The organism is Actinomadura macrotermitis (assembly GCF_009604375.1).
GTDB lineage: Bacteria > Actinomycetota > Actinomycetes > Streptosporangiales > Streptosporangiaceae > Spirillospora > Spirillospora macrotermitis.
Genome location: NZ_WEGH01000003.1, coordinates 1,068,716 through 1,095,168 on the forward strand (window position 1 = coordinate 1,068,716; position 26,453 = coordinate 1,095,168).

Here is a 26,453-nt window from a genome sequence, read left to right on the forward strand (position 1 = left end):
CACCCTCTCTATGTCCTAATAGACGGTCTTGATGCCACCGCTGAGCATGGGGTCGGTGCTGTACTCGGTGCCGACGCCACCTCCGACCTCTCCCTGGTTGTTGATCGTGGCGGCTCCGTAGCCGTAAGCGCCTTCGACTTCCAGGGTGTTGCCGGATTCGACGTTGCCGGTGCTGGTCTGGGCACCGCCGCTGAGGCCCGGGCTTCCCACACCGAAGAAGCTGGTGGGCGCCCAGTTCCCTTGGTCGTCGGCGGCGAGGCCCACGCCCACGCAGACGTAATAGCAGGCTTTACCGCTGACTTCGCTGGTCAGCATGCCGGTGGTGTCGACGTTGTTGATCGGGTCGTCTCCGGCGTAGCCGTAACGGTTGCCGTTCTTGAGATTGCCGACGGAGTTGACAGCGTCTTGCTGGGTGAAGCGTCCGCGGCCGGTGTCGTAGTAGCGCTGGCCGAGTTTGAGCAGACCGGTGCCGGGCTCGTGGAAACCGCCGGTGTAGCGGATGAGGTTAACGCCGGCTTGCGCTCCGGAGTTGGGAGTGGTCTCCCCGTAGGGGCCGTAGGTGTAGGCGGCGTCCTGAGTTCCGGCCAGGGAGATGATCGAGGTGGTGGAGCCGAGACCATCTACGCCGAAGGCGTAGGGATTCTGGCCGTCGGAGTAACCGATCGGGGTACCGGAGCTGTCGTGGATCATCCAGACCGAGATCGTGCCCTGGGTGTAGGAGATGATTCCGGCGCTGGTGGCCCCGGACCTGCCGTAGACGATCGAGGCGCCCTTGGTGGTGACCATCTCGGCCTGATCGGTTCCCGCGTAGGTGAGACCGATCGTCGTTGACCCCTTGGTGAACTGCGAGGTCTGTCCGGCACCGTTGTAGGTGCCCTTCAATCCCCCGCTCCCGGTGGTGGCGGTCAGGTTGCCGGCGGCATCGTAGGTCTCACCCGAGGTGGTGGCCTGGTTGCCGGAGTTGTAGGTCAGCGACTGGGTCTGAGTGCCGTCGGTCTTGACCGTCAGGCGGTTGCCGCGGGCGTCGTAATCGTAGGTGTAGTCATGGCCTGCGACGTTGGTGGCCTTGGTGAGCCGGTTGCTCTTGTCGTATGTGTAGTCGCTGATGGTGTCTGAGAGGTTGTTCTTGCTCCACTGCCGCAGACCGGTGTCGTTGGCATTCGTTGTGTCGCAACTGGTGGCCGAGCCGCGTTTGGAGTAGCAGTACATCGTGTCGGAGACCACGGTGGAGTCGTTGCCGGCACGCGAAGTCACAATGCGGGTGATGCGGCCTGAGTCGTCGTAAGTGTTCTTGGTGTGCATCGACCAGGCGGTGTCGGAGGTCTTGTTGAACCAGGTGTCGGTGCGGTTGCCGTCGTCGTCGTACTTGAACTCCCACTTCTTGCCGAAGTAGTCGGTCATGTTGGCCAGCAGGTTGCGGGAGCTGTGCACGTAGTGCAGCGTCCCGGCGGTGGTGAGCTGGTTGACCAGGTTCCCGGCCGCGTCGTACTGCCAGTCGATCTCCCCGCCACCGGAGGTGGACTGGCGCCCGGCCATCAGGTTGCGGGCGGTGTAGGACCAGGTCGTCATGCCCGTCGCCCCGGTTCGGGTGAGGACATTGCCGGCCTTGTCGTAGGTGAACGTCACGGTCGGGGTGCCGTCGGAGTAGGCCACGGTCAGTACCCGGTCGTTGTCGTCGTAGGTGTAGGTCGTCTTCTTGGTATTGCCGTCGGTGACGGTCGCCAGCCGCCCATACCCGTCGTAGGTGAAAGTCTTCTTCTTCAAGGTGTTGCCGGTCGGCGGCGTCACCGAGGTCAGCTGGCGGTTGCTGTCGTAGCCGTAGGTGGTGGAGTTGGAGCCGTTGTCCGGGTCGGTGGAGTCTTTGACCGTGCCGTCGCTGTTGTAGGACAGCTTGGCCTCGGCGGCCAGCGCGTTTTTGGATGATGACAGGTTGCCCGGGCCGTCGTAGGTGAACGCGGTCGAGTTGCCCTGGGTGTCGGACCCGGCTGACGCTTGGTAGGCGGCCGTCGGATTCTGGCTGGTGGCCGAGTTCCCGTAGGTCATCGAAGCCGAGGAACCTGACGGTGAGGCTGATTTGGTCTGAGATTCACCGCCGTTGGCGCCGAAGGTGTTGGTTGTCACCCCCTGGTTGCCGTTCTCATACGACTGGACGTCACTGAAGGGGGTGTAAGACTTGGAACGGGTCTTGCCGGCCGGGTCGACGGTCTTGGTGACCCGGTCGTTGGAGTTGAGGGTGTAGGTGGTGTGCGGAACGTCCGCGACCGCCTTGGCCTGGTCGGTGTTGGCGTCGGCGACCTGGGACTCGGTCTCGGAGGTGTAGGCCAGCCGCGTCACCTGGTTGCTGCTGGCCCCGACCCGGGTCACCGACAGCACCCGGTGGTTGCCGTCATAGGCCAGCTGGGTGACGGCACCCTTGCCGTTCTTGATCCAGTTGAGGTTGCCGGCGGCGTCGTAGTTGAACTGGGCGACTTCGCCGGAGGCTTCCTGGATCTGCGCCAGCCGGTTGGAAGCGTCGTAGGTGTAGACCACGGCGCGGCCCGCGCCGCCCGAGACGCTCTGGCTGTACTTGGTGATCTGGTTGCCGTTGTACATCTCCACCTTGATGGAGCGGCCGGTCGTGGTGCCCTTGGGCTTGTAGGTGATGCTGGAGACGTTGCCCGAGGTGTAGCCGTAGTCGGTGGTGTTGCCGTTGCGGTCTTCGATCTTGGTCGGCAGCCCGGCGGAGTCGAAGTACAGCTTGCGGCCCGAACCGTGGTCGGTGTACTTCCAGCCGCCGCCGGTCTGGGTGACCAGGTCGCCCTTGAACTCCTTGGGCGTGGTGTAGCCCGACCCCGAGGTGGTGAACACCCCGGAGGTGCCGTCGGGGCCGGTGAAGGTGACCGAGGAGTCGCTGTTCTTGCGCAGCCGCACGTCCTGGCCGACCCGCGTCGTCCACCCCGGCGAGATGACACCGGTGGGGACATCGGCGGCGTGCAGCAGGCTGTTGTAGGCCGCCCCTACCGTCACGTTCCCGCCGATGCCCGGCAGCGACATGTCGGTGGTGCGCACCATCGCGTTGCCCGACCCGACGTTCACCTTGAGCTGGAGGTAGTCGGCCAGGTTGAACGACAGGAACGTGCCGTTGCGGACCGGGCCGATGCCCACCGGAACCGATGCCGCCGCCACCGCGGCCGTGCGGCTCTGCCCGGGCGCCGGAGGTTTGGTCGTCGCACCGGACGGGGCGTACTTGGGGATGCGGGTCTTGGACGGGTTGCCGACCGTGCCCGGGCTGACCAGCCGCACACCCTTGCGCTTGGACGGCCCCAGCTTCGGATGGGCCGCATTCGGCGAACCGGGCTCAGGGAACAGGTGCTGGAAGGTGTAGGGCTTGGAGCTGGGACGGGGTTTCGCCTCGGCCGCGCCGGGCGCGGCGAAGGCGGCGAGCACCAGCGCCGAGGCGGCGGCCAGTGCGACGGAACGTTTTGCCACGAACATTCTTCCTCTCACATGGGCATGCGGAATTACCGTCCCTCGCCGGGCCGGACGGCCTGAAGTGATCGCCTTTCATTCGCAGGGCATGGCGAAGAGAACTGCGGGGTGTGTTAAGCGCCTGCTGTAAGGGCGCCTGAGGAAACCAGGACCGGTGGTCCTGGTCAGGAATCTGTGACTGTCACCAATGTGGCGGGGAGCGCGCTCGGCGGCACGGTGATCAGGGGAGCGCACTCCGTGCAGGCGTTCACCTGGCCTCCAGCAGGCGTGAAGCCCACCGGAACCGACGGCGGCGGGAAGCGCTCATCACATGGTGCGCAGGCGAATCCTCGCCGTTGAAAGTTGTCGATGATCCTCGGCTCGAAGTCGCGCACTAGGGGTCGCCGGGCTTCGCGGTCAAGCGGGAGCCAGATATGACAGCCTCCTTTCTGCCTGTTTAACCTTCGGTTAATTTCCTCATGACATAGAGTCCTACGAAGAAGATCTTGCTGCACGAATCAAGGGCAGTAAAGAGTCTTTTCAGTGAGAGTTGATCACCCGGCGTGATCAACTGAACGATGACCAGGGGGAAAGCAGATGTCATGGAGCGGGCAGGCCGGATCGTTGACGGCCGCTTCACCGGCCGTCCGTCAGGAGGAGCGGCGGCGACGGTGGCCGAAGCGCCCCTGGGTGTGGGGGTGGGGCTGGGCGGCGTCATGGACGCTCGTGCACGAGCCCAAGGCCGGCGGGTCGTGGCACTACTTCGACCTCGGCGGGCGGCTCCTGTTCGGGAACGGTCCCGGGACGGGCCTGCACCTCTACGCCGCGCACCCCGAGCTGCAGTTCGGCCCGCTGTCGCTGCTGGCCGCCGCCCCGCTGTCGGCGCTGGGCCTGGTGCCCGGCAGGTTCGCCGCGGTCGCGCTGCTCGGCTTGTCCGGCCCGCTGATGCTGGCGGCGGTCTGGGCCCTGGTCCCGCCGGCGGTGCGCTCCCCCGCGCGGCTGCTGTGGGCCGGCGCGTTCTTCCTGCCGGTCTGGGCCGAGGTCGCGACCCAGACCGCCCATCTGGACGACGTGCTGGCGCTCGGCTTCACGCTCGGGGCGCTGCACGCGTTGCGGCGGCGGTGGCCGGTGCCGGCGGGGCTGTTATCGCCGCTGCCGGCGATGCCAAGCCCTGGGCGCTCGCCTTCGCGCCGCTGCTGCTCGTTCTGCCCTGGCGCATGTGGTGGCGCGCGGGTGCCGCGTGCGCCGCCGGGGTGGTGCTGGTCTGGGCGCCGTTCCTGATCGCCGAGCCGGGCACGTTGGCGGCGGCCCGCTTCGGCGTCCCCGTCGCCGCCGCGTCGGGTCTGCACTTTCTGGACGTCGCTGCTTCCGCGACGCCTTCATGGGTGCGGCCGGCGCAGTTCCTGCTGGGCGCGGCGCTCGCGGCGGCCGCGATCGCGCGCCAGGGGTGGGCCTCGGTGATCCTGCCGGCCCTGGCCGTCCGGATCCTCCTCGACCCGGCCGTGCACGCCTACTACACCTCCGGGATCGTGCTGGGCACTCTCGTCCACGACCTGGCCGGGAGCCGCGCACGGGTGCCCCGTCTGACCATGCTGGCCGTGGCCATGCTGTATTTGCCGCAGGTCGCCGCCAAGTTCCTGGGCGCTCCGCCCTTGCTGCTGGGCGGGTTGCGCGTGGGATTCGTCCTCTGTGCCGTCGTCGTGGTCCTGTGCTGCGCTCGCCAGGACGCCGTGGCGCAGCGCACGCCTCTCGTCAGTCGTCAGCCTGGTACGGCCAGTGCGGGTCGTCCCAGCGGGTGGGAACGGGGACGCCGAACAGCCGTATCCGTTGCAGCCGCTCTTCGGGAACGCCATGGACGCGGAGGCGCGGGGACGCGTGCCGGAGGAGCCAGGCCGTGAGCTCGATGCACCTTTCCTCATCGGTCCGCTGGTACTCCCAGTTCTCCCATGGGAGCTCGTCGACCAGCAGGTCGTACTCCCACTGTTCGACCGCTTCGGCCAGATGGACCTGAGACGCAGGCCACTGCCGCCATTCCCCCAGGGCGATGTAACGGCCGGCGTCGTCCGAGGGCAGGTGACCGCTCACCAAGGCTCTGGCGCACTGGGGCAGGATCCGGCGCAGCACCAGCGCCTGGTGGTCCCAGTCGGTGGTCTCCCAGGTGCGGCGCAGCAGGTCCGGGGCCAGTTCCACGTCCGGTGTCTTCAGCAACGCCGGCTCTTCGGCGCTGCCCCAGTGGCACACGCAGTTGTACTCGTCCGGGTGGGCCGTCATCCCGCGGAAAGTGACTGCCAGACCGGCCAAGGCCGCGTCGAGGCGTGCCGTCGCCTGGGGAAGGTTCGTCATGGGCGGTCGCCTTCGGGACTCCGGGGGGCTCGCGCCGGCCCGAAGAGAGTGACCTTATCGTTCGCGCGGAGCGGCTCGGGGGGCGGTGCGGCTCGCCTACCCTTGGGGCCGTGAATACGAAGACCGTCGCGATGCGGGTGTTGCGGATCCTGCTCGTCCTGCTCGCGCTGGGCTTCTGCGCGTGGAGCCTGGTCTCGCAGTGGGACCAGACCGTCAAGGCGTTCGAGCAGATGTCGGTGCCGACGCTGCTCGGGTCGCTGGCGGCCGGGTGCGCGGGCCTGTGGACCTGGATGGTCGCCTGGCGGATCTTCGTGCGGGGCATGGGGTCGCCGCTGCCGCTGAAGGCGGCGTTCCGGATCGCCGCGATCTCCGCGCTCGGCAAGTACGTGCCCGGCAAGGTGTGGGCGCTGGTCACCCAGATCGAGATGTCGCGCGAGCACGACGTGCCGCGCGAGCGCAGCTTCAGTGCCACGATGCTGGCCGTCGCCACGTCGATGGCGTGCGGGCTGGCGGTCGCGGCGGCGACGCTGCCGCTGACGTCGCCGGCCGCGCGGGAGCGGTACTGGTGGCTGTTCCTGCTGGCGCCGGTGCTGCTGGCCTGCCTGCACCCGAGGATCGTGACGTGGGCGATCAACCTGGTGCTGCGGCTGGCCCGGCGGGAGCCGCTGGAGCGGCCCGTCGGGCTCGGCGTGACGCTGCACGCCATCGCCTGGACGATCGTGGCGTGGGCGCTGTTCGGCCTGCACATCTGGCTGCTGTGCGTGGCCGTCGGCGGGTCGGGCGGCGGGCTGCCGTTCATGGCGACCGGCGCCTACGCGCTGGCGTTCGTGGCGGGCTTCCTGGTGTTGATCGCGCCGGGCGGGCTCGGCGCGCGGGAGGCCGCGATGGTGCTGGTGCTGACGCCGGTGCTGCCCGCCGGGGCGCCCGCGGTGGTCGCGGTGGCCTCGCGGGTGCTGCTGACGGTCGCCGACCTGCTCGGCGCGGGCGTCGCGGTGGCGATGGGACGAAATAAAACCGCGGCCCCGATGCTTGTCCCCGACAGGCAGCCGACGAAGGAGCGACCGTGACCGCCCCCATCACCGTGACCGACGAGACGTTCGACGAGCAGGTCCTGCAGAGCGATATCCCCGTGCTGGTGGACTTCTGGGCGGACTGGTGCGGCCCGTGCAAGATGATCGCGCCGGTGCTGGACCAGATCGCGGCCGAGTTCGACGGCAAGATCACCATCGCCAAGCTCGACTACGACGCCAACCCGGTCACCCCAGGCAAGTACAGCGTGCTCGGCCTGCCGACGCTGCTGCTCTACAAGGGCGGCGAGGTCGTCGAGCAGGTCACCGGCGCCAAGCCGAAGCGCGCGCTGCTGAAGGTCATCGAGCCGCACCTGTGAGCGCGGTGACGTAAGCGTCCCAGCGGGGGCCGTGGTCGGCGGGTTCGACCGCGGCCCTCAGCTTTTCCGCCTGCGTGTAGAAGAGGTCCAGGGCCTCGGTGAGGGACGCGGCGTCGTCCGGTTCGCAGAGCAGGCCGTCCACGCCGTCGCGGACCTGCTCCGGGAAGCCCCCGACGCGGGTCGCGATGACCGGGACGCCGTACTCGTGGGCCATCCAGACGTTCTGCGACGCGGTGGCAGTCCGGTAGGGCAGGACGAGCGCGTCGGCGGCGGCGAACAGCTCGGGTACCTCGGCCGCCGGGACGTAGCCGGGGCGCAGTTCGACCCGGTCGGACAGGCCCAGCGAGGCGATCAGGTCTTTCGTCTCCTCCAGGCCGCTCCAGAACTCGCCCGCGACCGTGAGCGTGGCCTTGGTGGAGCTCGCGGCAAGCGCGCGCAGCAGGACGTCCAGGCCCTTGTACGGGCGGACCATCCCGAAGAACAGCAGGTGGTCGCGCACTCCGTCCGCGCGCTGCAGCGCGCGCGCAGGAGTGGGCAGGTGCGCGGGCATCTCGGCCACCGAAACCGGCTTGGACGTCAGGTCGCGGGCCAACGCCGCCTGCTCCTCCGAGTGCACCAGCACCCCGTCCACCCGGTTCAGCAGCGCCTTCATCAGCGGCTTGTCGTAGGGCTTGCGCTCATGCGGCAGCACGTTGTGGCAGAGCGCCACAGCGCGCGCGCCGCCACGCAGCCCGGCGAGGATGCCGAGGTAGGCCGGCACCTGCACCGGGCTGAGGACGGCCAGCACCACCAGGTCGGCCGACCGCAGCGCGCGCCCCGTGCGCCACCAGCCGTCCGGGCGCCGCCAGTCCAGCGCGCGCGCCGTGTTGGGGAACGGCTCCCCCTCCGGCTCGTCGATCGTCTGCTGTCCCGGATACAGGAATCCCGGGTACTGGGCCCGCCAGGACTCGATCCGCACCTCGTGCCCGGCGGCGGCCAGGCGGTGCGCCAGCTCGGTCGTGTGGTGCGCCCCGCCGCCCTTGTAGGGGAAGGCGGGCCCGACGATCGCGATCCGCATGCTCGTCACCACGGGCTAGACGTCCCCCCGGGATCTGACGATCAGGTCGGCGAGCAGCGCCATCGAGGCGATGATCAGCCCCGTCACGAAGATCATGATGGTGTTGTTGGCGAAGTAGCCGAAGTGCACGGCCATGTCGTAGACGCCCTTGGCCAGGCCGATCCCGACCAGCCAGAGCGCCGGCGGCAGCAGCACCTTCAGCGGGTTGAAGTACATCACCATCCGCAGCACCTGCAGGATGTAGCGGTAGGCGTCCTTGAAGAAGTGGAACTTGGACTTGCCGGCCCGCTTGGAGTAGGCGATCGGCTCGTAGCGCACCGGGTGCTGGTTCGACAGGAACGCGATGGTGATCGTGGTGACGCAGGAGAACCCGGGCGGCAGCAGCCGCAGGTAGGGCAGCGCGACCTCGCGGCGGAACGCGCGCAGCCCCGAGTTCAGGTCGGGGATCTTGGAGTTGGTGAGCCGCTCGGCGAACTTGCGGATGAACCACTTGGCCGGGACCCGCAGCACCTTGTGCGTGCCCTCCTCGGACGTGCGCGCCCCGACGACCTGGTCGACCGCCGGATCGTCGTCCAGGATCTGCACCAGCTCGGGGATGCGCTCGTTGGGGTAGGACATGTCGGCGTCGGTCCACACCACGATCTCGCCGCGCGCCTGCTGGGTGCCGATGCGGCGGACGGTGCCCGAGCCGCTGTTGTGCTGGAAGCGCATGATGCGCATGTTGGGGAAGCGGGGCGCCGCCTCCTCCAGCCGGGCCAGCGTGGCGTCGGTCGAGCAGTCGTCCACGGCCAGCAGCTCGTAGGTCTGGCCGCTGTTGTCCATGGCCTTGGTGATGCGCTCGACCTCGTCGATGACGTGGTCCTGCTCGTTGTAGCACGGCAGGACGATCGTCACGTGCACGGGCGCGGTCGAGATGGGGTCGGTGCTCACGCAGCGCGAGAATACCCGTCCCGGCGGCCGGATGCGGCCGGTCACCGCGCGGGCGGCTCCGCGATCCACACCGTGATCGCCAGTCCCCAGGTGCTGGAGGGCGGCCGGTCCAGGGTCCGCTCGTCCTGCCGGGTGCGCAGCGCCATGACCTGGGCGACGGGCCCGTAGGGCAGCACCTGGGCGGCCTGGGCGCCCAGCACGACGGGGCGGCGGCCCGCCTTGTAGACCTTGGCGGCGACCCGCCGCACGTCCTCGGTCCGCGCGCCGGGGGCGGTCCGCGCGGCGGGCAGCCCGCACATGCCGCGGATCACCGGCAGGAATCGGTCGGCGGTGTCGGCGTCGACCACGATGACCGACCGGCCGGGCCCGCCGAGCCGGGCGCACAGGCCGCGCACGGCGGCGACCTCGCCCTCGTCGGTGCGCGAGGTGAGCACGCCGTAGGAGGAGACCGCGACCGGCACCGCCAGCGCCGCCGCGGTCACCACGGCGGCGGTGCGCACCACGGCGGGCCCGTAGCCGGCGCGGCGGACGCGGCGCATCGTCCACGCGGCGGCCCACAGCGCCATGAGCAGCAGCCCGGGGATCACCACGGTGATCAGCCGGCGGGTCGCCCACGGGTGGTCGGGGGTGATCGCGGGGCGGATCAGCGTCGTCGCGGTCGTCCAGGCGATCACGGCGTAGGGCATCAGCCACTCGGGCGAGCGGCCGCGCAGCAGCCGCCGCGCCAGCAGGGCCGCGCCGAAGACGGCGAGCAGCAGCGCGGGGACGCCGATGTACCAGGCCACCCAGTGAAGCGACAGCTCCGAGTACTGCCGGGTGCCGTCCAGCGGCAGGTGGTTGATGCGCTGCACCTCTTGCAGGAAGTGCGCGTTCAGCTTGTCGTCGGCGTTGGCGGGGACGCGCCGGACCGTCTGCACGTAGGGGCGGACGGCGAACGCCGCCATCACCAGCAGCGTCAGCAGGGCGGCGATGTTCGGCAGCGGCCCGCGCGCGACGGCCTGCCCGGCGCGGGCGATGCGGGGCGCGGTGACGTGCCAGCGCAGCAGCAGGACCAGCAGCGCCGTCGCGGCGATCGCCAGGGCCGTCAGCAGCAGCAGCGGGTTCACCGAAGCGTGCAGATAACGCAGGTACGGCCGCGACAGCACGAACCCCTCCAGCAGGCCCGCGCCCGCGCCGACCGTGAGGCCGGCGGCGAAGGGGTAGCCGGTGCGGCGGCCGCGCGCGACGAGCAGCCCGGCGAACACCACGAACGGGATGAGGTCGCGCAGGGCGTCGATGCGGGTGAGGACGATGAGGCCGAGCGTCAGCCCGGCCAGGAACGCCCGCGCGCGCGCGGCGTGCCGCCGGTCCGTCCGCACGTCGTAGAGAAGGGCCAGCCCGCCGAGCAGCATGACCAGGGCGGGCAGCTCGCTGAGCGTGGTCCGCGACACCCAGATCATCGGGGTGGTCAGCGCGAGCAGCAGCGCCCCGGCGGGCGCCCAGCGCGGGCCGACGTAGCGGGCGACCAGGCCGCCGAACGCCAGCACCGCGCACGCGCCGAGCAGCGGCGCCATGCCGAGCAGCCCGTAGGTGCCGCCGAACCAGGCGCCGAGCGCGAGGATCAGCGGCAGGCCCGCCATGAACTGCGGGACGATCGTCTGCCCGGGCTCGGCGTAGAAGGCCGGGCTGCCGTAGGCCAGGGCCGGGTCGCCGCCGCCGAACGCCGCGCGGTTCTGCGGGATCGGCAGCGAGCCGTGCTCGGCGAGCCAGGTCGCGAACTGCACGTAGGAGGCGGGGTCGCGGCGGACGATGACCTGCTCGGAGCACATCCAGACCTGGACGGCCAGGAAGGCCAGCGCGACCGCGATCACGCCGCCGGCCGACCACCAGGAGACACGCCCGAGCGGGCCGGGAACGTCCGCGCCGTCGCCGCTTTCCCCACGGGGGGCGCCGTCGCGCAGCCCGAGCCAGAGCACCAGGGCCGCCACGGGCAGGAACAGCACGAAGGCGGGGCCGGGTTCGAAGGAGCCGGCGAGCAGCAGCGGCAGGGACACCGCGAGCCACGCGACGATCAGCAGTGCCGGGGCGACCGTGAGCCGCGCGAGCAGCCGGCCCGCGCTCACATTTCCCCCCGGATGGTCGAGTGCATCGCCCCGCGCCGCCCGGCGGGCGGCGCTCGCCGCCCCGGGGCGTCCGGAGGCCGGTGCGGAGCGCCGGACGTCCGGCCGATCGTACTCACGCGCGATGACCTGGGCAAGCAGTGCGCGTGCGGGCGGAAGCGGGCCGCGCCGCGCCGTCCGCGGGGCCTGCTGGGCTTACGCTCCTCCCTATGGAGGACATGGGGCCCGCGGGGCTGCTGCGGCGCCGGGTGGCCGACGATCCGTCGCGGCCGCTGGTGACGTTCTACGACGACCGGACCGGCGAGCGGGTGGAGCTGTCGGCGCGCACGTTCGACAACTGGGTGGCCAAGACCGCCAACCTGCTGGTGGACGGGTTCGGCGCCGAGCCGGGCACCCGGGTGGTGCTGGCGCTGCCGCCGCACTGGCAGACGGCGGTGTGGCTGATGGCGTGCTGGTCGGCGGGGCTCGTCGCGCAGCCGGTGGAGCCCGAAACGGTCCGGCCGCAAAGCGGGCCGGATGCGGTCGAACCCGGCGCCGGCACCGCGCCGTACCTCCTGGTGGCCGCGGAGGAGGTGCTGGCGGACGTGCTCACCGACGAGGACGCCGACGAGATCGTCGGGCTGTCCCTGCACGCCCTCGGCGGGCCGCTGGCCTCCTGCCCGCCCGGCGTCACCGACTACGCCACCGAGGTCCGCGGCTACGGGGACCGGTTCGTGCCGCCCGCGGGAACGTCCGCGGACATGCCCGCCCTGAGTGTGACAAAGGACACACTGACGGGTGCCGAACTCGTCCGCGAAGCGGTTGCGGCCGCCACGAAATGGGGCCTTGACGCCGACGATCGCCTTCTGGTTGGCGTGTCCTTCGCCACACTGTCGGGGGTTCTGGCGGGTCTGCTTGCACCACTAGCCTCGGGAGCTTCCGTCATAATCCAACGAAACTTTGACAAAGCACTCCTAGATCGTCGCCTCACCCTGGAACATGTGACCGTGGTGGCCGGAGTGCCCGGATGGAATGACACATCCGGGTCCGTACACCGGGTCCCCTGACCTAACCTCTGTGTCCCGACCCCCCATGAAAGCGGGCCCCACGCCCTGCCTCGGAGCCGATGAACAGCAACCCGTTGTACATGGAGTACGTCGACGACGCCGACCCTCAGCCGGCGCGGCGCCGCGGCTGGCGCATCCTCGGCTGGGTGTCCATCGGCCTGTCGGTGGTCCTGGTCGCCACCGCACTGACCGCCTACGGCACCTACCTCAACGCGATGGGCAACATCGGGCGCGATGACGTCAACGCGCAGATCGGCACCAACCGGCCGCAGAAGCTGAACAACGCGCTGAACATCCTGATGCTGGGGTCCGACAGCCGGGCGGGCAAGAACTCCAAGTACGGCCGGAAGATGAAGAACGAGCCGCCGCGCTCGGACACCATGATCTTGATGCACCTGTCGCCGGGCGGCGGCCAGGCCATGGGCATCAGCTTCCCGCGCGACCTGATGGTGCAGATGCCCCCCTGCAAGCGCAAGGACGGCACGATGACCCCGGGCTCGTCCCGGGCGCAGATCAACTCGGCGTTCACCTTCGGCGGCCCGGCCTGCGTGATCAAGACGATCGAGGGCATCAGCAACATCAAGATCGACCACTTCATGGAGGTCAACTTCGTCGGCTTCAAGGCCATCACCGAGGCCGTCGGCGGAGTGGACGTGTGCCTGCCCAAGGACGTCAACGACAAGCTCTCGGGCCTGCACCTGTCCGCGGGCAAGCACACGATCAAGGGCGAGACCGCGCTCGCCTACGTACGCAACCGGCACGGCCTCGGCGACGGCTCCGACACCGACCGCATCAAGCGGCAGCAGAAGTTCATGGGCGCCCTCGCCAACAAGGCGATGAGCGCGGGCACGCTCACCAACCCGCAGAAGCTGTTCTCGCTGATCAGCGCGGGCAGCAAGTCGCTGCGCACCGACAGCGAGCTGACCACCGAGGAGATGATGAAGATCGCGCGGGGCATGTCGGGGATCTCCTCCGGCAAGCTGCGCTTCGTCACCGTCCCCTCCGGCCCCGACCCCCTGGACAAGAACCGGGTCGCGCTGACCTCGGCCGCCGCGCCGTTCTTCTCGGCGATCCGCAACGACAAGACCGTGCCGCCGGCCGCGCCGAAGGCGGCCGCCGCCAAGATCCCGCCGAACCAGGTGCGGGTGCGCGTCTTCAACGCCAGCGGCATCTACGGCCAGGCCGGCCGCGTCTCCCAGGACCTGGAGACGCAGGGCTTCCAGGTCGCCGGCACCGGCAACGCCGCGACCAGCGCCACCACCAAGGTGCTGTACGGCGCCGGTGCCGAGCAGCAGGCGCAGACGCTGGCCAAGATCGTCAACGGCACTCCCAAGCCCGCCCCCGGCCCGAAGCTCGCCCCGGGCATGGTCGCCCTGGTCATCGGCCAGGACTTCACCAACCTGCGCACTGCGGGCAGCGGCGGCATCCCCAAGCAGACCGGCGAGATCCGCGCCAGCGACGACGTCTGCAAGCAGCCCTGAGCCGGTGGCCCGGCCCCCTCGCGGGCCGGGCCCGGCTCCGTTTCAAAGCCGACCCTCCGGAAGGCCCATGTTCCCCACCAGCAGTCCCCCCGCCCAGCAGCCCCGTCCCCCGTGGCCGGCGCCCCCGGTGGACACCCCCGGCAGCGCCCCCCAGGCCGCCGGGAACGCTCCAACCCCCCGCCGCAAGGAACGCGACCCGTTCTTCGACAACGCGAAGTTCCTGGCCATCTTGCTGGTGGTGGTGGGCCACTCCCTGGCGAACCTGCTGGACGTGCCGCTGGCCAAGGGCCTGTACATCTTCATCTACATGTTCCACATGCCGCTGTTCATCGTGATCACCGGCTACTTCTCCCGGAACTGGACGTTCTCCGGCGGCAAGGCCCGCAAGCTCATCACCAACGTGGGCGTCCCCTACGTGGTCTTCGAGATCGCCTACTCGCTCTACGACTGGCTGGCCGGCCGCAACGAGCTGGAGATCAGCCTCCTCAAGCCGTACTTCCTGACCTGGTTCCTGTGCGCGCTGTTCATGTGGCGGCTGTCCACCCCGGTCTGGCAGCAGATCCGCTGGCCGCTCGCGGTCGCGATGGTGTTCTCGCTGCTGTCGTACATGAGCGACCTCGGCTCCACCTTCAACATCCACCGGGTGATCGGGCTGCTGCCGTTCTACGTGCTCGGGCTGATGCTGAAGCCCGCGCACTTCGAGCTGCTGAAGCGGCCCGCCGCGCGGATGGCGGGCATCGTCACGCTGGTCTGCGGCGCGGGCGCGGCGTTCGTGGTCATGAACCACATGAACAAGGACTGGATCTACTGGAAGGACCCGCACGACGAGCTCGGCGTCGGCAACCTGGTCGGCACCCTCATGCGCCTCGGCATGTTCGGCTGCGCGATCGTGCTGGTCGCGGCGTTCCTGACGATCGTGCCGCAGCGCCGCACCTGGTTCACCGGCCTCGGCGCGACCACCCTGTACGCCTACCTGCTGCACGGGTTCGTCACCCGGCTGCTGCAGTTCACCGACTGGTGGGGCGCGGCCTGGATGCACACGGTCCCGGGCGTGCTCGCGGTGATGGCGGGCGCCGTGGTGGCCGGGACCTTCCTGTGCTCCAAGCCGGTGGTCCGCTGCATGAGCTGGGCGCTGGAACCCAAGATGACCTGGGCTTTCACCGGGCTGCGCCGGCCGGGCGCGGCGCGGCCGGTCGGCCGCGCCGACCAAAGGTGATCAATCGGACGACGCACGACAAGCTCGTCGGCTAGCCTGAGGAACAGCCGCGTCCACGCGAAAGGCGGGCACCCCCACTCATGATCATGATCATGAGTGGGTAGGGAACCACCCCCGACCGGCCGCCGTCCCGGTCCGGTCACTCCGCAAGCCAGCCGTTCCCCTACGCCGCTCTCCGGCGGGGGCCAACCACAGACGGCGCCGCAGGCGCCGGTGCGATCGGGAGAGCCGTGTCACCGTTGCTGAGCGTCATCGTGCCGTTCTACAACGTTGAGGACTATCTCGAAGCCTGCCTGGAGTCGGTACAGCAGCAGACGCTGCGCGACGTCGAGGTGCTGATGGTCGACGACGGCTCTCCCGACGGAAGCGCGACCATCGCCAAGGGGTTCGCCGAGCGCGACCCGCGCTTCCGGCTGATCGAGCAGCACAACAAGGGCCTCGGCCCAGCCCGCAACACCGGCGCGGCACAGGCCACGGGCACCTACCTGACGTTCCTGGACTCCGACGACCTGGTACCCCGCTACGCCTACGAGATGATGGTGGGCACCCTGCAGGAGACCGGATCCGACCTGGTCTGCGGCGCGGTACGGCGGCTCACCTCGGCGGGGCCGCGGCCCTCGGGCATGCACACCGAGATGTTCCGGGTCACCGAGAAGCGCACGCACATCTCCAAGCGCCCAGACCTGCTGGGCGACCGCACCGCGTGGAACAAGGTCTTCCGCCGGTCGTTCTACGACAAGCACGCCTTCGCGTTCCCGGGCGGCCTGTACGAGGACGCGCCGGTCACCATCCCGGCGCACTTCCTGGCCGCGTCGGTGGACGTGCTGAGCGACGTCGTCTACTACTGGCGCGAGCGCGAGGGCGAGTCCCAGTCGATCACGCAGCGGCGCACCGAGCCGGGCAACCTGGAGGACCGGGTCCGCAGCATCCGCTCGGTCACCGCGTTCCTGAAGAAGCACTCACCGCGGTTGTGGCGTGCCCACCTCGCCCTGGTGCTGTCGGACGAGCTGCCGTTGTACATCGACGTGGCCGGCGACGGCGGCCCCGAGTACCAGGCCCGGCTGCGGTCGCTGGTCAACGACGTGCTGGCCGAGGCCGACCCGTCCCTGCTGACCGAGCTGACCGCGCTGAAGCGGCTGAAGTACCACTTCATCTCGCACGGCATGATCGACGAGCTGCTGGTCATGCTCGCCTACCAGCAGGCACAGATCTTCTCCGCCGACGCGGTCCGCAAGGGCGACCGCTGGTACGGCGCCTACCCGTTCTTCGGCGACCCCGCCTACGACGTCCCCGACGAGCTGTACGACATCACCGACGAGGTCACCCTCCGGGGCCGCGTCGACAACGCGGGATGGCGGGACGGCCGGCTGCACATCGCCGGGCACGCCTACATCACCCGCATCCCGATGACCAGGCCGGGCGACGCCCCCGGGGCACCCGGCCTGCGGGTCTGGCTCCGGCACGTACGCAACGGCGCCACGGTCGAGCTGCCCGTACGGCGGGCGCACCGGCCCGACGTGTCCGCCGACGCCACCCGCGCCGCCGCCGACTACGACTGGGCCGGGTTCGAGGTCGAGATCGCCCCGTCCGCGCTGCACGTCAACCGCTACCGGTTCCTGCGCGTCAGCCGGCACCGCATCCTGCAGGCACTGCGTTCGGCCAGCTGGGAGCTGCATGCCGAGGTGACCGCGCCCGGCGGGCTGGTGCGCTCGGGCCCGCTCGGCGGCCCCCGCCGCAGCGACGTGCGCTGGGCCAACGCCTGGCAGGCCGGCCCGGACGTGACGATCCGGCCCGTCACCGCCGCCGGCGACCGGTTCACCATCCAGGTCAAGCAGCTCGCCGCGCAGGTCGGCGCCGCCCGGATCGAGGCCGGCGAGCTGGTGCTGCAGGGCCGCAGCGCCAAGGGCGCCGCCGCGTCGGGCCGGCTGCTGCTGACCCGCCGGCAGGGCATGGCCAAGGCGCAGTCGCCCGTCAGCCTGGACGCCGAGGGCGCGTTCACCGCGCGGATCCCGCTGAACGCGCTGGTCTCGCACGCCGCCGAGACCGGCGTGGCGCTGCACACCTGGGTCAACGAGGGCCTGGACTGGGACGCCTCCCTCGAACTCGCCGGGCACGCCAAGCCGATCAGGCTGTCCGTCCACGACGACGTCGAACTGCGGCACCCCCTGGGCGCCGACGAGATCGTGGTGACCCGCACCAAGTTCGGCAACCTGCGCATCATCGAGCGGTCCCGCCGGCCCGCGGTGACCACCGCCGAGTGGACCGGCGACGGGCGGCTGCTGCTGCACGGCGAGATGGCCGGCACCGACCGGCCGGACCGGCTGGTCCTGCGGCTGCGCAACGGTGGCGACACCGCCGTCTTCCCGCTCACCTGGAGCGGCGAGAACTTCACCGCCGAGCTGGCGCCGACCCGGGTGAAGGTCTTCGGGCAGCCGCTGCCGCTCGCCAGCGGCCTGTGGGGCTTCTTCGTGCCGATGGCCGACGGCGAGGTGCCCGTCGCGGTGTCGCGCAGCTCACTGTCGGGACTGCCGCCGCAGGAGATCGTCGGGCTGCACGAGCTGCGGCTGCACACCTACCAGGCCGACTCGCTGCGGCTGGAGGTGCGCACCGCGCTGCCGGACGAGGAGCGCGGCGTGTACGGCCTGAAGCGCCTCGCGCAGCGCGACTACCCGGCCTTCCGCCGGGAGCCGCTGCGCGACCTGGCGGTGTTCGAGAGCTTCCGCGGCCGGCAGTACTCCGACAGCCCGCGCGCCGTCTACGAGGAGATGGCGCGACGGCACCCCGACCTGGACTACGTCTGGGTCACCCTCGACGGCCGGTTCCAGGCGCCGCCGGGCGTGCGGACGGTGCTGTACGGCAGCCGGACCCACTTCGAGACGCTCGCCCAGGCCAGGTACCTGGTCGGCAACGACCCGATGCCCGAATGGTTCGTCAAGCGCGAGGGGCAGTTCTACCTGCAGACCTGGCACGGCACGCCGCTCAAGCGCATCGGCTACGACATCGAGCGGCCGCAGTTCAAGAACGCGCAGGACTACCTGCGGCGGTTCAGCGCCGACGTCGCGCAGTGGGACGCGCTGGTGTCGCCCAACCCGTTCAGCAGCCCCATCCTGCGGCGCGCGTTCCGCTACGACGGCGAGCTGCTGGAGTCGGGCTACCCGCGCAACGACCTGCTGGTGCGCGGCGACGCCGAACGCGCCGAGCGGGTCCGGTCGCTGCTGGGCATCGCCCCCGGCAAGAAGGTCGTGCTGTACGCGCCGACCTGGCGCGACGACCAGGCGCGCAGCGGCGGCTACAGCATGGAGCTGAAGCTCGACCTGGCCGCCGCCCGCGCCGCGCTGGGCGATGACCATGTGCTGCTGGTCCGGGGGCACTTCAACCTGGGCGGCGGGGTGGAGGGCGCCGACGGCGAGTTCACCATCGACGTCAGCCGCTATTCCGACATCGCCGAGCTGTACCTGATCTCCGATGTTCTGATCACCGACTACTCGTCGGTGATGTTCGACTTCGCGGTGACCGGCCGCCCGCAGATCTTCTTCACCTATGATCTGGAGCGTTACCGTGATCAACTGCGCGGCTTCTACTTCGACCTGGAGGCCGAGGCGCCCGGACCGCTGGTGGCCACCTCGGCCGAGGTGATCGCCGCCATCCGCGACGCCGGCGCGTCCACCGGTGCCTATGCCGCCCGCTATCGGGCGTTCCAGGAGAAGTTCTGCGCCTGGGACGACGGCACCGCCGCCGCTCGCGCGGTGGATCGGATGCTGCTCCGCGGCTGACCGTTATGTGATCACTTGATCACGAACCGGCCACGATGCGAAGGTCTCGCGGCGGACACCCGATACCATCGGAGCGGTGCTCTGGGGGACGGCGTGCAGCCGGGCGACGCGAGCCGCACCCCACGACGGCTTCGAGGTCGGCGGACTCCGCGACCGGGTAAGCCTCTTCAGAACGAAAGGACAGCTCTCCATGGCGAATTTCACGCTCGACGACGTCCGGCAACGGACGTACAAGGCGCGTGACGCATGGTGGACGGTGCTGCTGGTCGATCCGCTCGCCTCGCGGCTGGTGCGCGTCACGGCGAACCGCACGAACATCACGCCGAACCAGCTCACCGTCGGCGCACTGCTGCTCGGCCTCGCCGCGGGCGGCTGCTTCGCCGTCGGCTCATGGCCCTACCTGCTGCTCGGCGCGCTGCTCTACCACCTGTCCTTCACGCTCGACTGCATGGACGGCAAGATCGCCCGGCTGAAGGGCACCGGCTCGGTGTTCGGCGCCTGGCTGGACTACATCTTCGACCGCGTCCGCGTGCTGGCCTGCGCGATCGCCCTGATGGGCGGCCAGTACGCCATCACCGGCAACGTCGCCTACGTGTGGACCGCCGTCGCCGTGGTGTTCCTGGACATGCTCCGGTACATGGACGCGCTGGAGATCTACAAGGTCCGCAACCAGATGCGCGCCAAGCTGGGCGCCGCCCGCGAGGAGGCGCAGACGCTGGAGCTGGCCGTCCGCCGCGCGAACGGCGAGACGCCGGTCGCGGTCGGCGACGAGCTGCGCTCGGCCGAGGGCGCCATCGGCGCCGATCCCGAGGCCGACATGGAGGAGCAGGTCGTCGGGGACAACCCCAACGCCCAGCTGCAGGCCGGCTTCAACAAGCAGTTCCCCTGGTACGCGCGCATCCGCAACGTGCTGAAGCGCGGCCGGATCCGCCCGCACCTGATCAGCGGCATCGAGTTCCAGATGGGCGTGTTCATCGTCGCGCCGCTGGTCGCCGCGCTGATCCCGGGCGCGATCATCCCGGTGACGGTGCTGTCGGCCATCGGCATGCTGGCGTTCGAGTTCATCATCATCTACAAGTTCTGGCTGTCCAGCCGCGACTACAGCCGCAACCTGGCCAAGCTGCAGACCAAGATCGACAGCCTGCGCGCCCAGCTGCCGGCCGAGGAGTTCGCCGCCAGCAGCGGCTGACCGCTCCGCCTGCCGAACGAAAAGGCGCCCCCGGCTTCCGGGGGCGCCTTTTCGTCTCTCCAGAGGTCAGCCGCGGCGGAACAGGCGGCGCAGCCGGCCGCCGGCGCTCTTGGCGCCGCCGTGCTCCAGCGACAGATTGCCCTTGACCGTGCGCAGCACACCGGGAACGCCGGCGGCGGACTCGGCGGCGGGAGCGCGCAGCCTACCGTGCGCACCGGCCAAGGTGATCTCGTAGGAGACGTCCCAGACCCCCTTGCGGCCGCTGATGGGGGGCAGGTCGGCCGTGACGCGTACGGCGCCGTCCAGAGGCTGCAGGGCGGCCGGGACGGTGTGGACGGTGTCGTCGCCGCGGTGCCGCAGCAGCACCGCGACGGTGACCGGCGCGTCGCCCGCCGTGGCCAGCTCGGCCGTCAGCCGCAAGCCGTCACCGGATGCCTCGATCCGCGCGGGGGCCGCAGGTCCGGCCAGGCCCCCGGTACCGCCGGCGTGCAGGGCCAGGGCGCCCGCGTTCTTGGTCAGGTAGGGGGTGAGGACGGGCAGGCCGGAGGCGACCGGCGCCACACGGGCGCCCGGCAGGACGTCCTGCGCGCCCTCACGCGCGACGATGCGGCCCTCGTGCGTGCGGCCCTGCACCTGGACCACGGCGAAGGCGTCCCAGCGTCCCGGCGGGAGCGGGGCGCCGCCCGCGACGGTGGCCGGGTCGATCTCGGCGGTCAGCTGAGGGCGGCCCTCGGCGGACGCGGCGGCGCGCACGAACGGGATGCGGTACTCGCGCTCGCCCTCGCGCTCGCGCAGCACCAGCTCTTCACGCTGCTCGGCCCGGTCGACGCGCTCGACGAAGGCGTAGCCGTGCACCAGCAGGCGGCCACCGCGCCATTCCAGGCCGGTCAGGCCGTGCCGCCAGCTCAGCGGGCCGTTCAGCCGGAAGACCTCGTCGGGGATGCTCAGGGCGGCGTCGCGGAAGCCGGGGTAGGCCAGGTAGGCGTGCTCGCCGTCCACGACGATCGGCGGCGGGTCCTCGGCGTGCACCCGGGCCGCCTGGTCGATCAGCGCGTCGTGCCCGTGCCGCAGCAGATGGTCCAGCAGCCGCATGTAGGGCGACAGCCCGCCCATGATCGTCGGGTTGCCGTACCGGCGGACCAGGTCGCGCACGGCGGCCTTGGTCGCCTGCCGCTCGGCCTCGGTGAAGTGCTGGTAGCGCGGGTCGAAACGGGAGAAGATCTCGATGGCGAAATGCCGGCGCAGCAGCCGGTCGCGGACGGCGCCGGGCTCGGTCCGCCCGGTGACATAGGCCAGCAGCGTCTCGATCTCGGGGAAGTAGTGCTCGGCCGGCGCGCCGCCGAGCTGGAGCGCGCTGGTGCCGTCGTCGCGGTCCACCCAGTAGTAGCAGTCGTAGTCGGCCAGCACCGAGACGCCCTTGGCCTCGAAGTAGGCGCGGACGGCGAAGATCTGGTCCTCGCCCGACAGCACGTTCTCGGGGAAGCGGATGCCGTGGTGGTCCAGCAGGCTGCGCCGGTACAGCTTCAGCACGGTGATGCTGCCGTACAGGTTCGGGACGGCGTCCTGGATGGTGGTGAACGGCACGGTGCGCCGGAACAGGTGCGGGTTGACCTTGCGGCCGATGCCGACGTACTTGGGCACCACCACGTCGGTGCCGTTCTCGTCGGCCATCGCGACGCAGCGGGCCAGCGCCTCGGGGGCCAGGTGGTCGTCGGCGTCCAGGAAGAAGACGTACTCGCCGGTCGCCGCCGCGAGGCCGGTGTTGCGCGGCTTGCCGGGCCCGCCCGAGCCGGTCTCGTGGTGCAGGACGGTGAAGCCGGGGTGCCCGGCGGCCAGCCGCTCCAGCTCCTCGCCGCTGCCGTCGGTGGAGCCGTCGTCCACCGCGATGATCTCGACCTGCCCGGCGGGCAGCGTCTGGTCCAGCACCGAGCGGAAGGTCCGCTCCAGGCTCGCCCGGCAGTTGTACACCGGCACGATCACACTGACCTTCGGATTCGCCATGTGGCTCCACGTCCCCGTCCGTGACTGGCCAAGCGTCTCTACCCACACCTGGAAGCGGCGACGCCGGTCCCTCTGCGGGCATCGAGCGGGGATCCGCAGGGGGCGTCGCTCAGGAAGGCGGGTGGGAGACGGTTGACGGCCCGCCGCTCATTCGACAAACCTGAATAAATTCTACATAGATTCCGAAACGGGCTGGACGGCTTCGCCGCTCCCGGCTTCCGCGGGGACGTCCTCCCCCGCCCCGCCCCGGGCGCGCCCGGACCCGGACAGGACAGTGGCCAAGGGCAGCGCCAGCATCCCGATGAGCATCGGCCCCGGCATGTAGCGGAACAGCTGGGCGGGGTTGGCGGCCAGCACCGACAGCTGACCGGCGACGATCATCGCGGTCAGCCCCCAGGCGCCCGGCGTCCGCCGTCGCCAGGCGAACAGGCCGATGGCCACGATGCCCGCGTAGCACCAGATCGGCGCCCGCCAGAGCAGGAACTCCAGCTGTGGGATCCGGCTGACCCGCCAGGCGAACGAGAGCGCGCCGTGCAGTGGCCGCCACAGCGGCCGGGTGCTCAGCTCCGGCAGATAGGGGTTGCCGTCCATCCGGGCGCCGGGCAGTGCCCAGGAGAACCGGTCGCCCGGGACGTCACCGCCCGCGATGAGCGTCTGGCCGTCCAGGGCCCGCGGACCCGGCCAGATCGCCCAGGCGACGGAGCCCCGGCAGATGCGGGCGCCGATGGCCAGGTCGGGGGTGCGGTGCAGGGTGCGGAACCACAACGCCATCAGCTCATCGGTCCGCCGGTCGGCGACGGACTTCTTGAACTGCGGCCGGTTGGTCAGCCAGTCGGCGCTGTAGCAACTGGTACCCGCCTGGTCCCAGTGCGAAAGCGGTGCGACCTCGCGCATGACCTTGCGGTCCTTCTTGGAGAAGCTCTCGGGGCGCTCGTGGTAGGCCACCGCGACATCGGCGTAGGCCGAGGCGTAGGTGAGGCTCGGCCGCGCCGGTTCGATCTTCAGCGCGGGATAGACGACCGAGGTCAGCACGAACGAGAACGCGATCGGCACCAGCGTCAGCGCCAGCACCCGCCGGCGGTACCCGCGCAGCGCCACCACCAGCACCGGGACGGCGATCAGCGCGGTCAGGAAGCCGTTGTTGCGGAACAGCACCAGGCCGAGGAAACCGAGGCCCAGCAGCCAGAACAGCCGGGCGGGCGCCGGCTCCCCGGCGAGCCGGCGGGCGATGATCCGGCCGGTCGCCGCGAAGACCAGCACGGCCGCGATGGTGAACGGGACGTCCTTCCAGACCCAGGAGGGGAACTGGCCGAGCGCGGGCAGCAGCACCGCGGCCAGCGCGGCCAGCGCCGCCCAGCGGGCCCGCACGCCCAGGTCGTGCAGCACGTCGGCGGTGTAGGCCAGCACCACGGCCCACAACACGACCTGCAGGAACGTCAGCGCCGCCAGGCCGCCGGTGGCGTTGAGCGACAGCCAGACCAGGCCGTCGTAGGGCACCGAGTGGTTGGCCATCCAGTGGCCGGTGGTGACGTGCCAGACGTAGGAGATGGAGTCATAGCTCATCGCGCCCGGATAGTAGGCGGCCCACCACAGCAGCAGGACGAACTGGCAGACGGCGTAGACCACCAGCGGAAAGCGCAGCCGGACCGGGACGCGCCGTCCCAGGGAAAGCTTCAACGGGTCATCACTCCATCTTCGAATCGCCCGGCCGGAACGGCGGCGCGGGCCCCTTCCCGGAGCCAGGCGCCCAGCAGCACCGCGGCCGCCGCGCAGGACAGCACCAGCGCCAGCTCGACGCGCGCGAGCACGCCCATCGGCAGCAGGCAGGCCAGCACGAACACCAGCAGTGCGATCGCCCAGGCGAGGCCGTTGGCGCGATGCCGCCCGAGCGCCACCAGTCCCGACTGGAACACCTGGGCGATCATGTACAGGCCGGTGGCGGCGGCGAGCACCACGATGTCGAGCCGGCCGAGGTGGAAGGCGGCGCCGAACGCCAGCCGCAGCACCTGCGGGCCGAGCAGCGCGGCGCCGAGCACGCCCGCCAGGCCGACGCCGGCCGTCGCGGCCAGCACCCGGCGCAGCTCGCGGCCGAACGCGGCCCGGTCACCGGCGGCCAGCGCCCGCGACAGGCCCGGCAGCAGCACCGCCTGCACGGCCTGGAACAGGAACAGCGGCACCCGCGCGACGACGAAGGCGGCCAGGAAGCGGCCCGCCGCGTCACTGCCCGGTGCCAGCAGCCGGATCGCGACCATGGCGGCGTTGGCGACGCCCTGCGCGCACACCGTGGCCAGCAGCAGCCAGCCCAGGTTCGCCGAGATCTCGCCCCAGCCGGCCGGCGGCCCGGGACGCAGCGCGGCGCGCACACCCGGCGCGGTCACCAGCACCGACAGCAGCGGCGCGGCCGCCAGCAGCCAGGCGTAGGGGCCGATGGTGTGCACCCCGGCCAGGAAGAGCACGGCGCACCCGGCGATGCGGGCTCCGCCCTCCAGGCCGAGCTGCGCGGAATACCAGCCGAACCGGCCGGTGCCCGAGAACGCGCCGCGGGTCACGTACTGCGCGGCCATCGCCACCAGGGTGACGGCCAGCGCGAGCAGCGGCGCCCACGTCCCGCCGAACAGCCGGTCCACCAGCGCGGGGGCCAGCAGGCCGCCCGCCGCCAGCAGCACCGCCAGCACGACGGCGGCGGCGACGGCGGTGCGGGCCAGTACCGGCGCACCGCCCCGGCCCAGCTCGCCCCGGTGCGCCAGCGCCCGGCCCAGCTCCTGCTCGAACGGCAGGAACGCGCCGATGCCGAAGGTGTAGATCAGCGTCCACAGCGTGGACACCGACGCGAACTCGCGCGGCCCGACGGCGCGCGCCGACAGCACCAGGTAGACGCTCGCCGAGACGCCGAGCAGGACCAGCCCGGCCCCGACCGTCAGCGTGCCGCGCCCGGCGGCGGGTGCGCGGACGGCCTGCTCCTCGGTCACCGCCGCTCGCACCGCCGCTCGTGCTCCAGCCGCTCCAGCCGCTCCAGCCCGACGGACTCGGCGAGCGTGCGCACCTTCTCCTCCAGCCGGCTGACCTCGGAGCTGAGCTGCACGTTGACCGTCAGCAGCACCAGGCTGGCGCCGAAGAACAGCAGGTTGGCGGGCACCTGCACGCCGGTGACCCGGGCGGCGAAGACCAGCACCTCCGGGAAGATCGCCAAGACGGCGATGGCGACGGCGACCAGCACCCACACCACGGCGTACTTCTCGCGCAGCCGGCGGCGGCGCAGCATCTCGAAGATGACCAGCATGGAGATGGCCGCGCCGAGCAGGCCGAGCTGGTAGACGGTCATGCCAAGCCCTTCTGCGGGCGCACCAGCGCCATGCCGAGCGCGACCACGGCGCGGAACAGGTAGATCGCCGCGCGGACCGGCGACTGGCTGGCCTGCCCGGCGGCCCGCGGCCGCATCGCCACCGGGATCTGGCGGACGGTGCAGCCGGACCGGATCGCGATCACCAGGGTCTCCACGGTGTCGCCCAGGTACTCGGCCGGGTAGTGCTCGGCGAACAGCGCGATGGCGCGCGGCCCGGCGGCGCGGAAACCGCTGGTGGTGTCGGTGAGCCGGGTACCGGCCAGCCGCGACAGCACCAGCGACAGCATCACCATGGCCCAGCGGCGCGGGCCGCGCCCGGCCGGGTAGGCGCCCTCGCCGGCGAACCGGGCGCCGACAACCACGTCCGCGTCCGCCAGCGCGGCGACCAGGCGCTCGATGTAGGCCGCGTCGTGCTGGCCGTCGCCGTCCACCTGCACGACGGCCCGGTAGCCGTACCGCAGCGCGTACCGGTAACCGGCGCGCATCGCGCCGCCGACGCCGAGGTTGAACGGGAGCTGCACGACCGGCGCCCCGGCGGCCTGCGCGGCGCGGACGGTGCCGTCACTGGAGCCGTCGTCGACCACCAGCACGTCCACCGCCGGATGGCAGGCGGCCAGTTCCGTGAGCACCCCGCCGATGGACGCCTCCTCGTTCAGCGCGGGCACCACGACGAGCGTGCGGGCCCGGGGCGGCCCGGTGACGTCGTCGGGCAAGGTGCCCGTATCGATCTCGGAAATGGCATGGCCCCCTGTTCTGCGTCCCGGCCCGCGGCCGATGCGGTCCCTTCCACGGAATGCGCCACACGCAAGGCAGGACACCTTTTGGCGGGTTAACTACCGTAGGCGCAACCTCTTCTTCTGTCGCGACCATTCGGACCGATATAACCGGAACGGCCCTCGCGCGGGCATCGGTCCCCGGCCGCACTCACCGGACGGGCGGGCGACGCGCCGGGTCCACGGGCCGTGGCCGGCCGGCGTTCCGGCGACACCCATGACAGCGACCCGACATGTCCCATACCGTTCCGACGGTACCTGACATCGAATGTTTGCGCCGTCTGCCCGCAGATACCACTGAGCATTCCGAACGTCCCGGTCCGATCACCCATTGCGTTCATGGCGCTTACGTACCCGATCACCCTGCC

The 26,453-nt window shown here is 70.8% G+C and carries 18 protein-coding genes; 8 read left to right on the forward strand and 10 right to left on the reverse strand.

Annotated elements, in window-relative coordinates:
• Positions 1–15: 15 nt before the first annotated feature.
• Complete coding sequence (locus tag ACRB68_RS26265; protein ID WP_153536803.1) at positions 16–3,474, reverse strand: RHS repeat-associated core domain-containing protein; 3,459 nt, start codon at positions 3,472–3,474, stop codon at positions 16–18.
• Between the two features lie 699 nt (positions 3,475–4,173).
• Here ACRB68_RS26265 and ACRB68_RS26270 point away from each other — a divergent pair.
• On the forward strand, positions 4,174–4,728 hold the full coding sequence (locus ACRB68_RS26270; protein ID WP_153536806.1) for a hypothetical protein: 555 nt from the start codon (positions 4,174–4,176) through the stop codon (positions 4,726–4,728).
• 471 nt (positions 4,729–5,199) lie between these two features.
• Here the strand turns inward: ACRB68_RS26270 and ACRB68_RS26275 are convergent, their stop codons facing one another.
• A complete protein-coding gene (locus ACRB68_RS26275; RefSeq protein ID WP_153536808.1) occupies positions 5,200–5,790 on the reverse strand; it encodes a hypothetical protein in 591 nt (196 codons plus the stop codon).
• Between the two features lie 110 nt (positions 5,791–5,900).
• Between ACRB68_RS26275 and ACRB68_RS26280 the strand changes: the two genes are divergently transcribed.
• Positions 5,901–6,857: a lysylphosphatidylglycerol synthase transmembrane domain-containing protein gene (locus ACRB68_RS26280; RefSeq protein WP_328594803.1), complete on the forward strand. Its 957-nt coding sequence runs from the start codon at positions 5,901–5,903 to the stop codon at positions 6,855–6,857.
• A complete protein-coding gene (gene trxA, locus ACRB68_RS26285) occupies positions 6,854–7,177 on the forward strand; it encodes a thioredoxin (protein WP_328594804.1) in 324 nt (107 codons plus the stop codon). Before ACRB68_RS26280 ends, trxA begins: the two co-directional genes overlap by 4 nt.
• Here trxA and ACRB68_RS26290 read toward each other — a convergent pair.
• From ACRB68_RS26290 to ACRB68_RS26300, 3 genes are read right to left on the reverse strand one after another with little or no spacing between them, the layout of a single operon-like run.
• Positions 7,158–8,234 carry a glycosyltransferase family 4 protein gene (locus ACRB68_RS26290; RefSeq protein ID WP_153536810.1) on the reverse strand — a complete coding sequence of 359 codons (1,077 nt, stop codon included), beginning with the start codon at positions 8,232–8,234 and terminating at the stop codon, positions 7,158–7,160. The genes trxA and ACRB68_RS26290 overlap by 20 nt on opposite strands.
• Before the next feature lie 15 nt (positions 8,235–8,249).
• Positions 8,250–9,164 (reverse strand): glycosyltransferase family 2 protein, encoded by a 915-nt coding sequence (locus ACRB68_RS26295; protein ID WP_328594805.1) that lies wholly within the window; start codon positions 9,162–9,164, stop codon positions 8,250–8,252.
• Positions 9,165–9,205: 41 nt separating this feature from the next.
• The gene (locus ACRB68_RS26300; protein ID WP_328594806.1) at positions 9,206–11,266 is read right to left on the reverse strand and encodes a hypothetical protein; all 2,061 of its coding nucleotides are present in this window, start codon (positions 11,264–11,266) and stop codon (positions 9,206–9,208) included.
• Positions 11,267–11,472: 206 nt separating this feature from the next.
• Here ACRB68_RS26300 and ACRB68_RS26305 point away from each other — a divergent pair, with 206 nt between their 5' ends.
• From ACRB68_RS26305 to ACRB68_RS26325, 5 genes are all read left to right on the forward strand, one after another.
• On the forward strand, positions 11,473–12,309 hold the full coding sequence (locus tag ACRB68_RS26305; RefSeq protein ID WP_153536812.1) for a TIGR03089 family protein: 837 nt from the start codon (positions 11,473–11,475) through the stop codon (positions 12,307–12,309).
• 59 nt (positions 12,310–12,368) lie between these two features.
• Entirely contained in the window at positions 12,369–13,790 is a 1,422-nt protein-coding gene (locus ACRB68_RS26310) for an LCP family protein (protein WP_153536814.1), read from the forward strand.
• Between the two features lie 67 nt (positions 13,791–13,857).
• Positions 13,858–15,006 (forward strand): acyltransferase family protein, encoded by a 1,149-nt coding sequence (locus tag ACRB68_RS26315; protein ID WP_153536816.1) that lies wholly within the window; start codon positions 13,858–13,860, stop codon positions 15,004–15,006.
• Positions 15,007–15,236: 230 nt separating this feature from the next.
• Positions 15,237–18,779, forward strand: coding sequence for a bifunctional glycosyltransferase/CDP-glycerol:glycerophosphate glycerophosphotransferase (locus ACRB68_RS26320; RefSeq protein ID WP_153536818.1), 3,543 nt, complete (start codon positions 15,237–15,239; stop codon positions 18,777–18,779).
• A gap of 190 nt (positions 18,780–18,969) precedes the next feature.
• Positions 18,970–19,968: a CDP-alcohol phosphatidyltransferase family protein gene (locus ACRB68_RS26325; protein ID WP_153536820.1), complete on the forward strand. Its 999-nt coding sequence runs from the start codon at positions 18,970–18,972 to the stop codon at positions 19,966–19,968.
• 66 nt (positions 19,969–20,034) lie between these two features.
• Here the strand turns inward: ACRB68_RS26325 and ACRB68_RS26330 are convergent, their stop codons facing one another.
• The 5 genes from ACRB68_RS26330 to ACRB68_RS26350 form a co-directional block, all read right to left on the reverse strand.
• Positions 20,035–21,969 (reverse strand): glycosyltransferase family 2 protein, encoded by a 1,935-nt coding sequence (locus ACRB68_RS26330; RefSeq protein WP_153536822.1) that lies wholly within the window; start codon positions 21,967–21,969, stop codon positions 20,035–20,037.
• 171 nt (positions 21,970–22,140) lie between these two features.
• The gene (locus ACRB68_RS26335; RefSeq protein ID WP_153536824.1) at positions 22,141–23,646 is read right to left on the reverse strand and encodes a DUF6020 family protein; all 1,506 of its coding nucleotides are present in this window, start codon (positions 23,644–23,646) and stop codon (positions 22,141–22,143) included.
• Positions 23,643–24,950, reverse strand: coding sequence for a lipopolysaccharide biosynthesis protein (locus ACRB68_RS26340; RefSeq protein ID WP_194293447.1), 1,308 nt, complete (start codon positions 24,948–24,950; stop codon positions 23,643–23,645). Before ACRB68_RS26340 ends, ACRB68_RS26335 begins: the two co-directional genes overlap by 4 nt.
• Positions 24,935–25,291: a DUF2304 domain-containing protein gene (locus ACRB68_RS26345; RefSeq protein ID WP_153536827.1), complete on the reverse strand. Its 357-nt coding sequence runs from the start codon at positions 25,289–25,291 to the stop codon at positions 24,935–24,937. The genes ACRB68_RS26340 and ACRB68_RS26345 overlap by 16 nt, the downstream gene beginning before the upstream one ends.
• On the reverse strand, positions 25,288–26,025 hold the full coding sequence (locus ACRB68_RS26350; protein ID WP_153536829.1) for a glycosyltransferase family 2 protein: 738 nt from the start codon (positions 26,023–26,025) through the stop codon (positions 25,288–25,290). The genes ACRB68_RS26345 and ACRB68_RS26350 overlap by 4 nt, the downstream gene beginning before the upstream one ends.
• Positions 26,026–26,453: the final 428 nt, after the last annotated feature.

Coding starts and splice junctions, on each gene's coding strand:
- ACRB68_RS26305 (WP_153536812.1), top strand. CDS start 11,473: ATGGAGGACATGGGGCCCGCGGGGCTGCTGCGGCGCCGGGTGGCCGAC.
- ACRB68_RS26345 (WP_153536827.1), bottom strand. CDS start 25,291: ATGACCGTCTACCAGCTCGGCCTGCTCGGCGCGGCCATCTCCATGCTG.
- ACRB68_RS26265 (WP_153536803.1), bottom strand. CDS start 3,474: ATGTTCGTGGCAAAACGTTCCGTCGCACTGGCCGCCGCCTCGGCGCTG.
- ACRB68_RS26330 (WP_153536822.1), bottom strand. CDS start 21,969: ATGGCGAATCCGAAGGTCAGTGTGATCGTGCCGGTGTACAACTGCCGG.
- ACRB68_RS26290 (WP_153536810.1), bottom strand. CDS start 8,234: ATGCGGATCGCGATCGTCGGGCCCGCCTTCCCCTACAAGGGCGGCGGG.
- ACRB68_RS26325 (WP_153536820.1), top strand. CDS start 18,970: ATGGCGAATTTCACGCTCGACGACGTCCGGCAACGGACGTACAAGGCG.
- ACRB68_RS26315 (WP_153536816.1), top strand. CDS start 13,858: ATGTTCCCCACCAGCAGTCCCCCCGCCCAGCAGCCCCGTCCCCCGTGG.
- ACRB68_RS26275 (WP_153536808.1), bottom strand. CDS start 5,790: ATGACGAACCTTCCCCAGGCGACGGCACGCCTCGACGCGGCCTTGGCC.
- ACRB68_RS26310 (WP_153536814.1), top strand. CDS start 12,369: ATGAACAGCAACCCGTTGTACATGGAGTACGTCGACGACGCCGACCCT.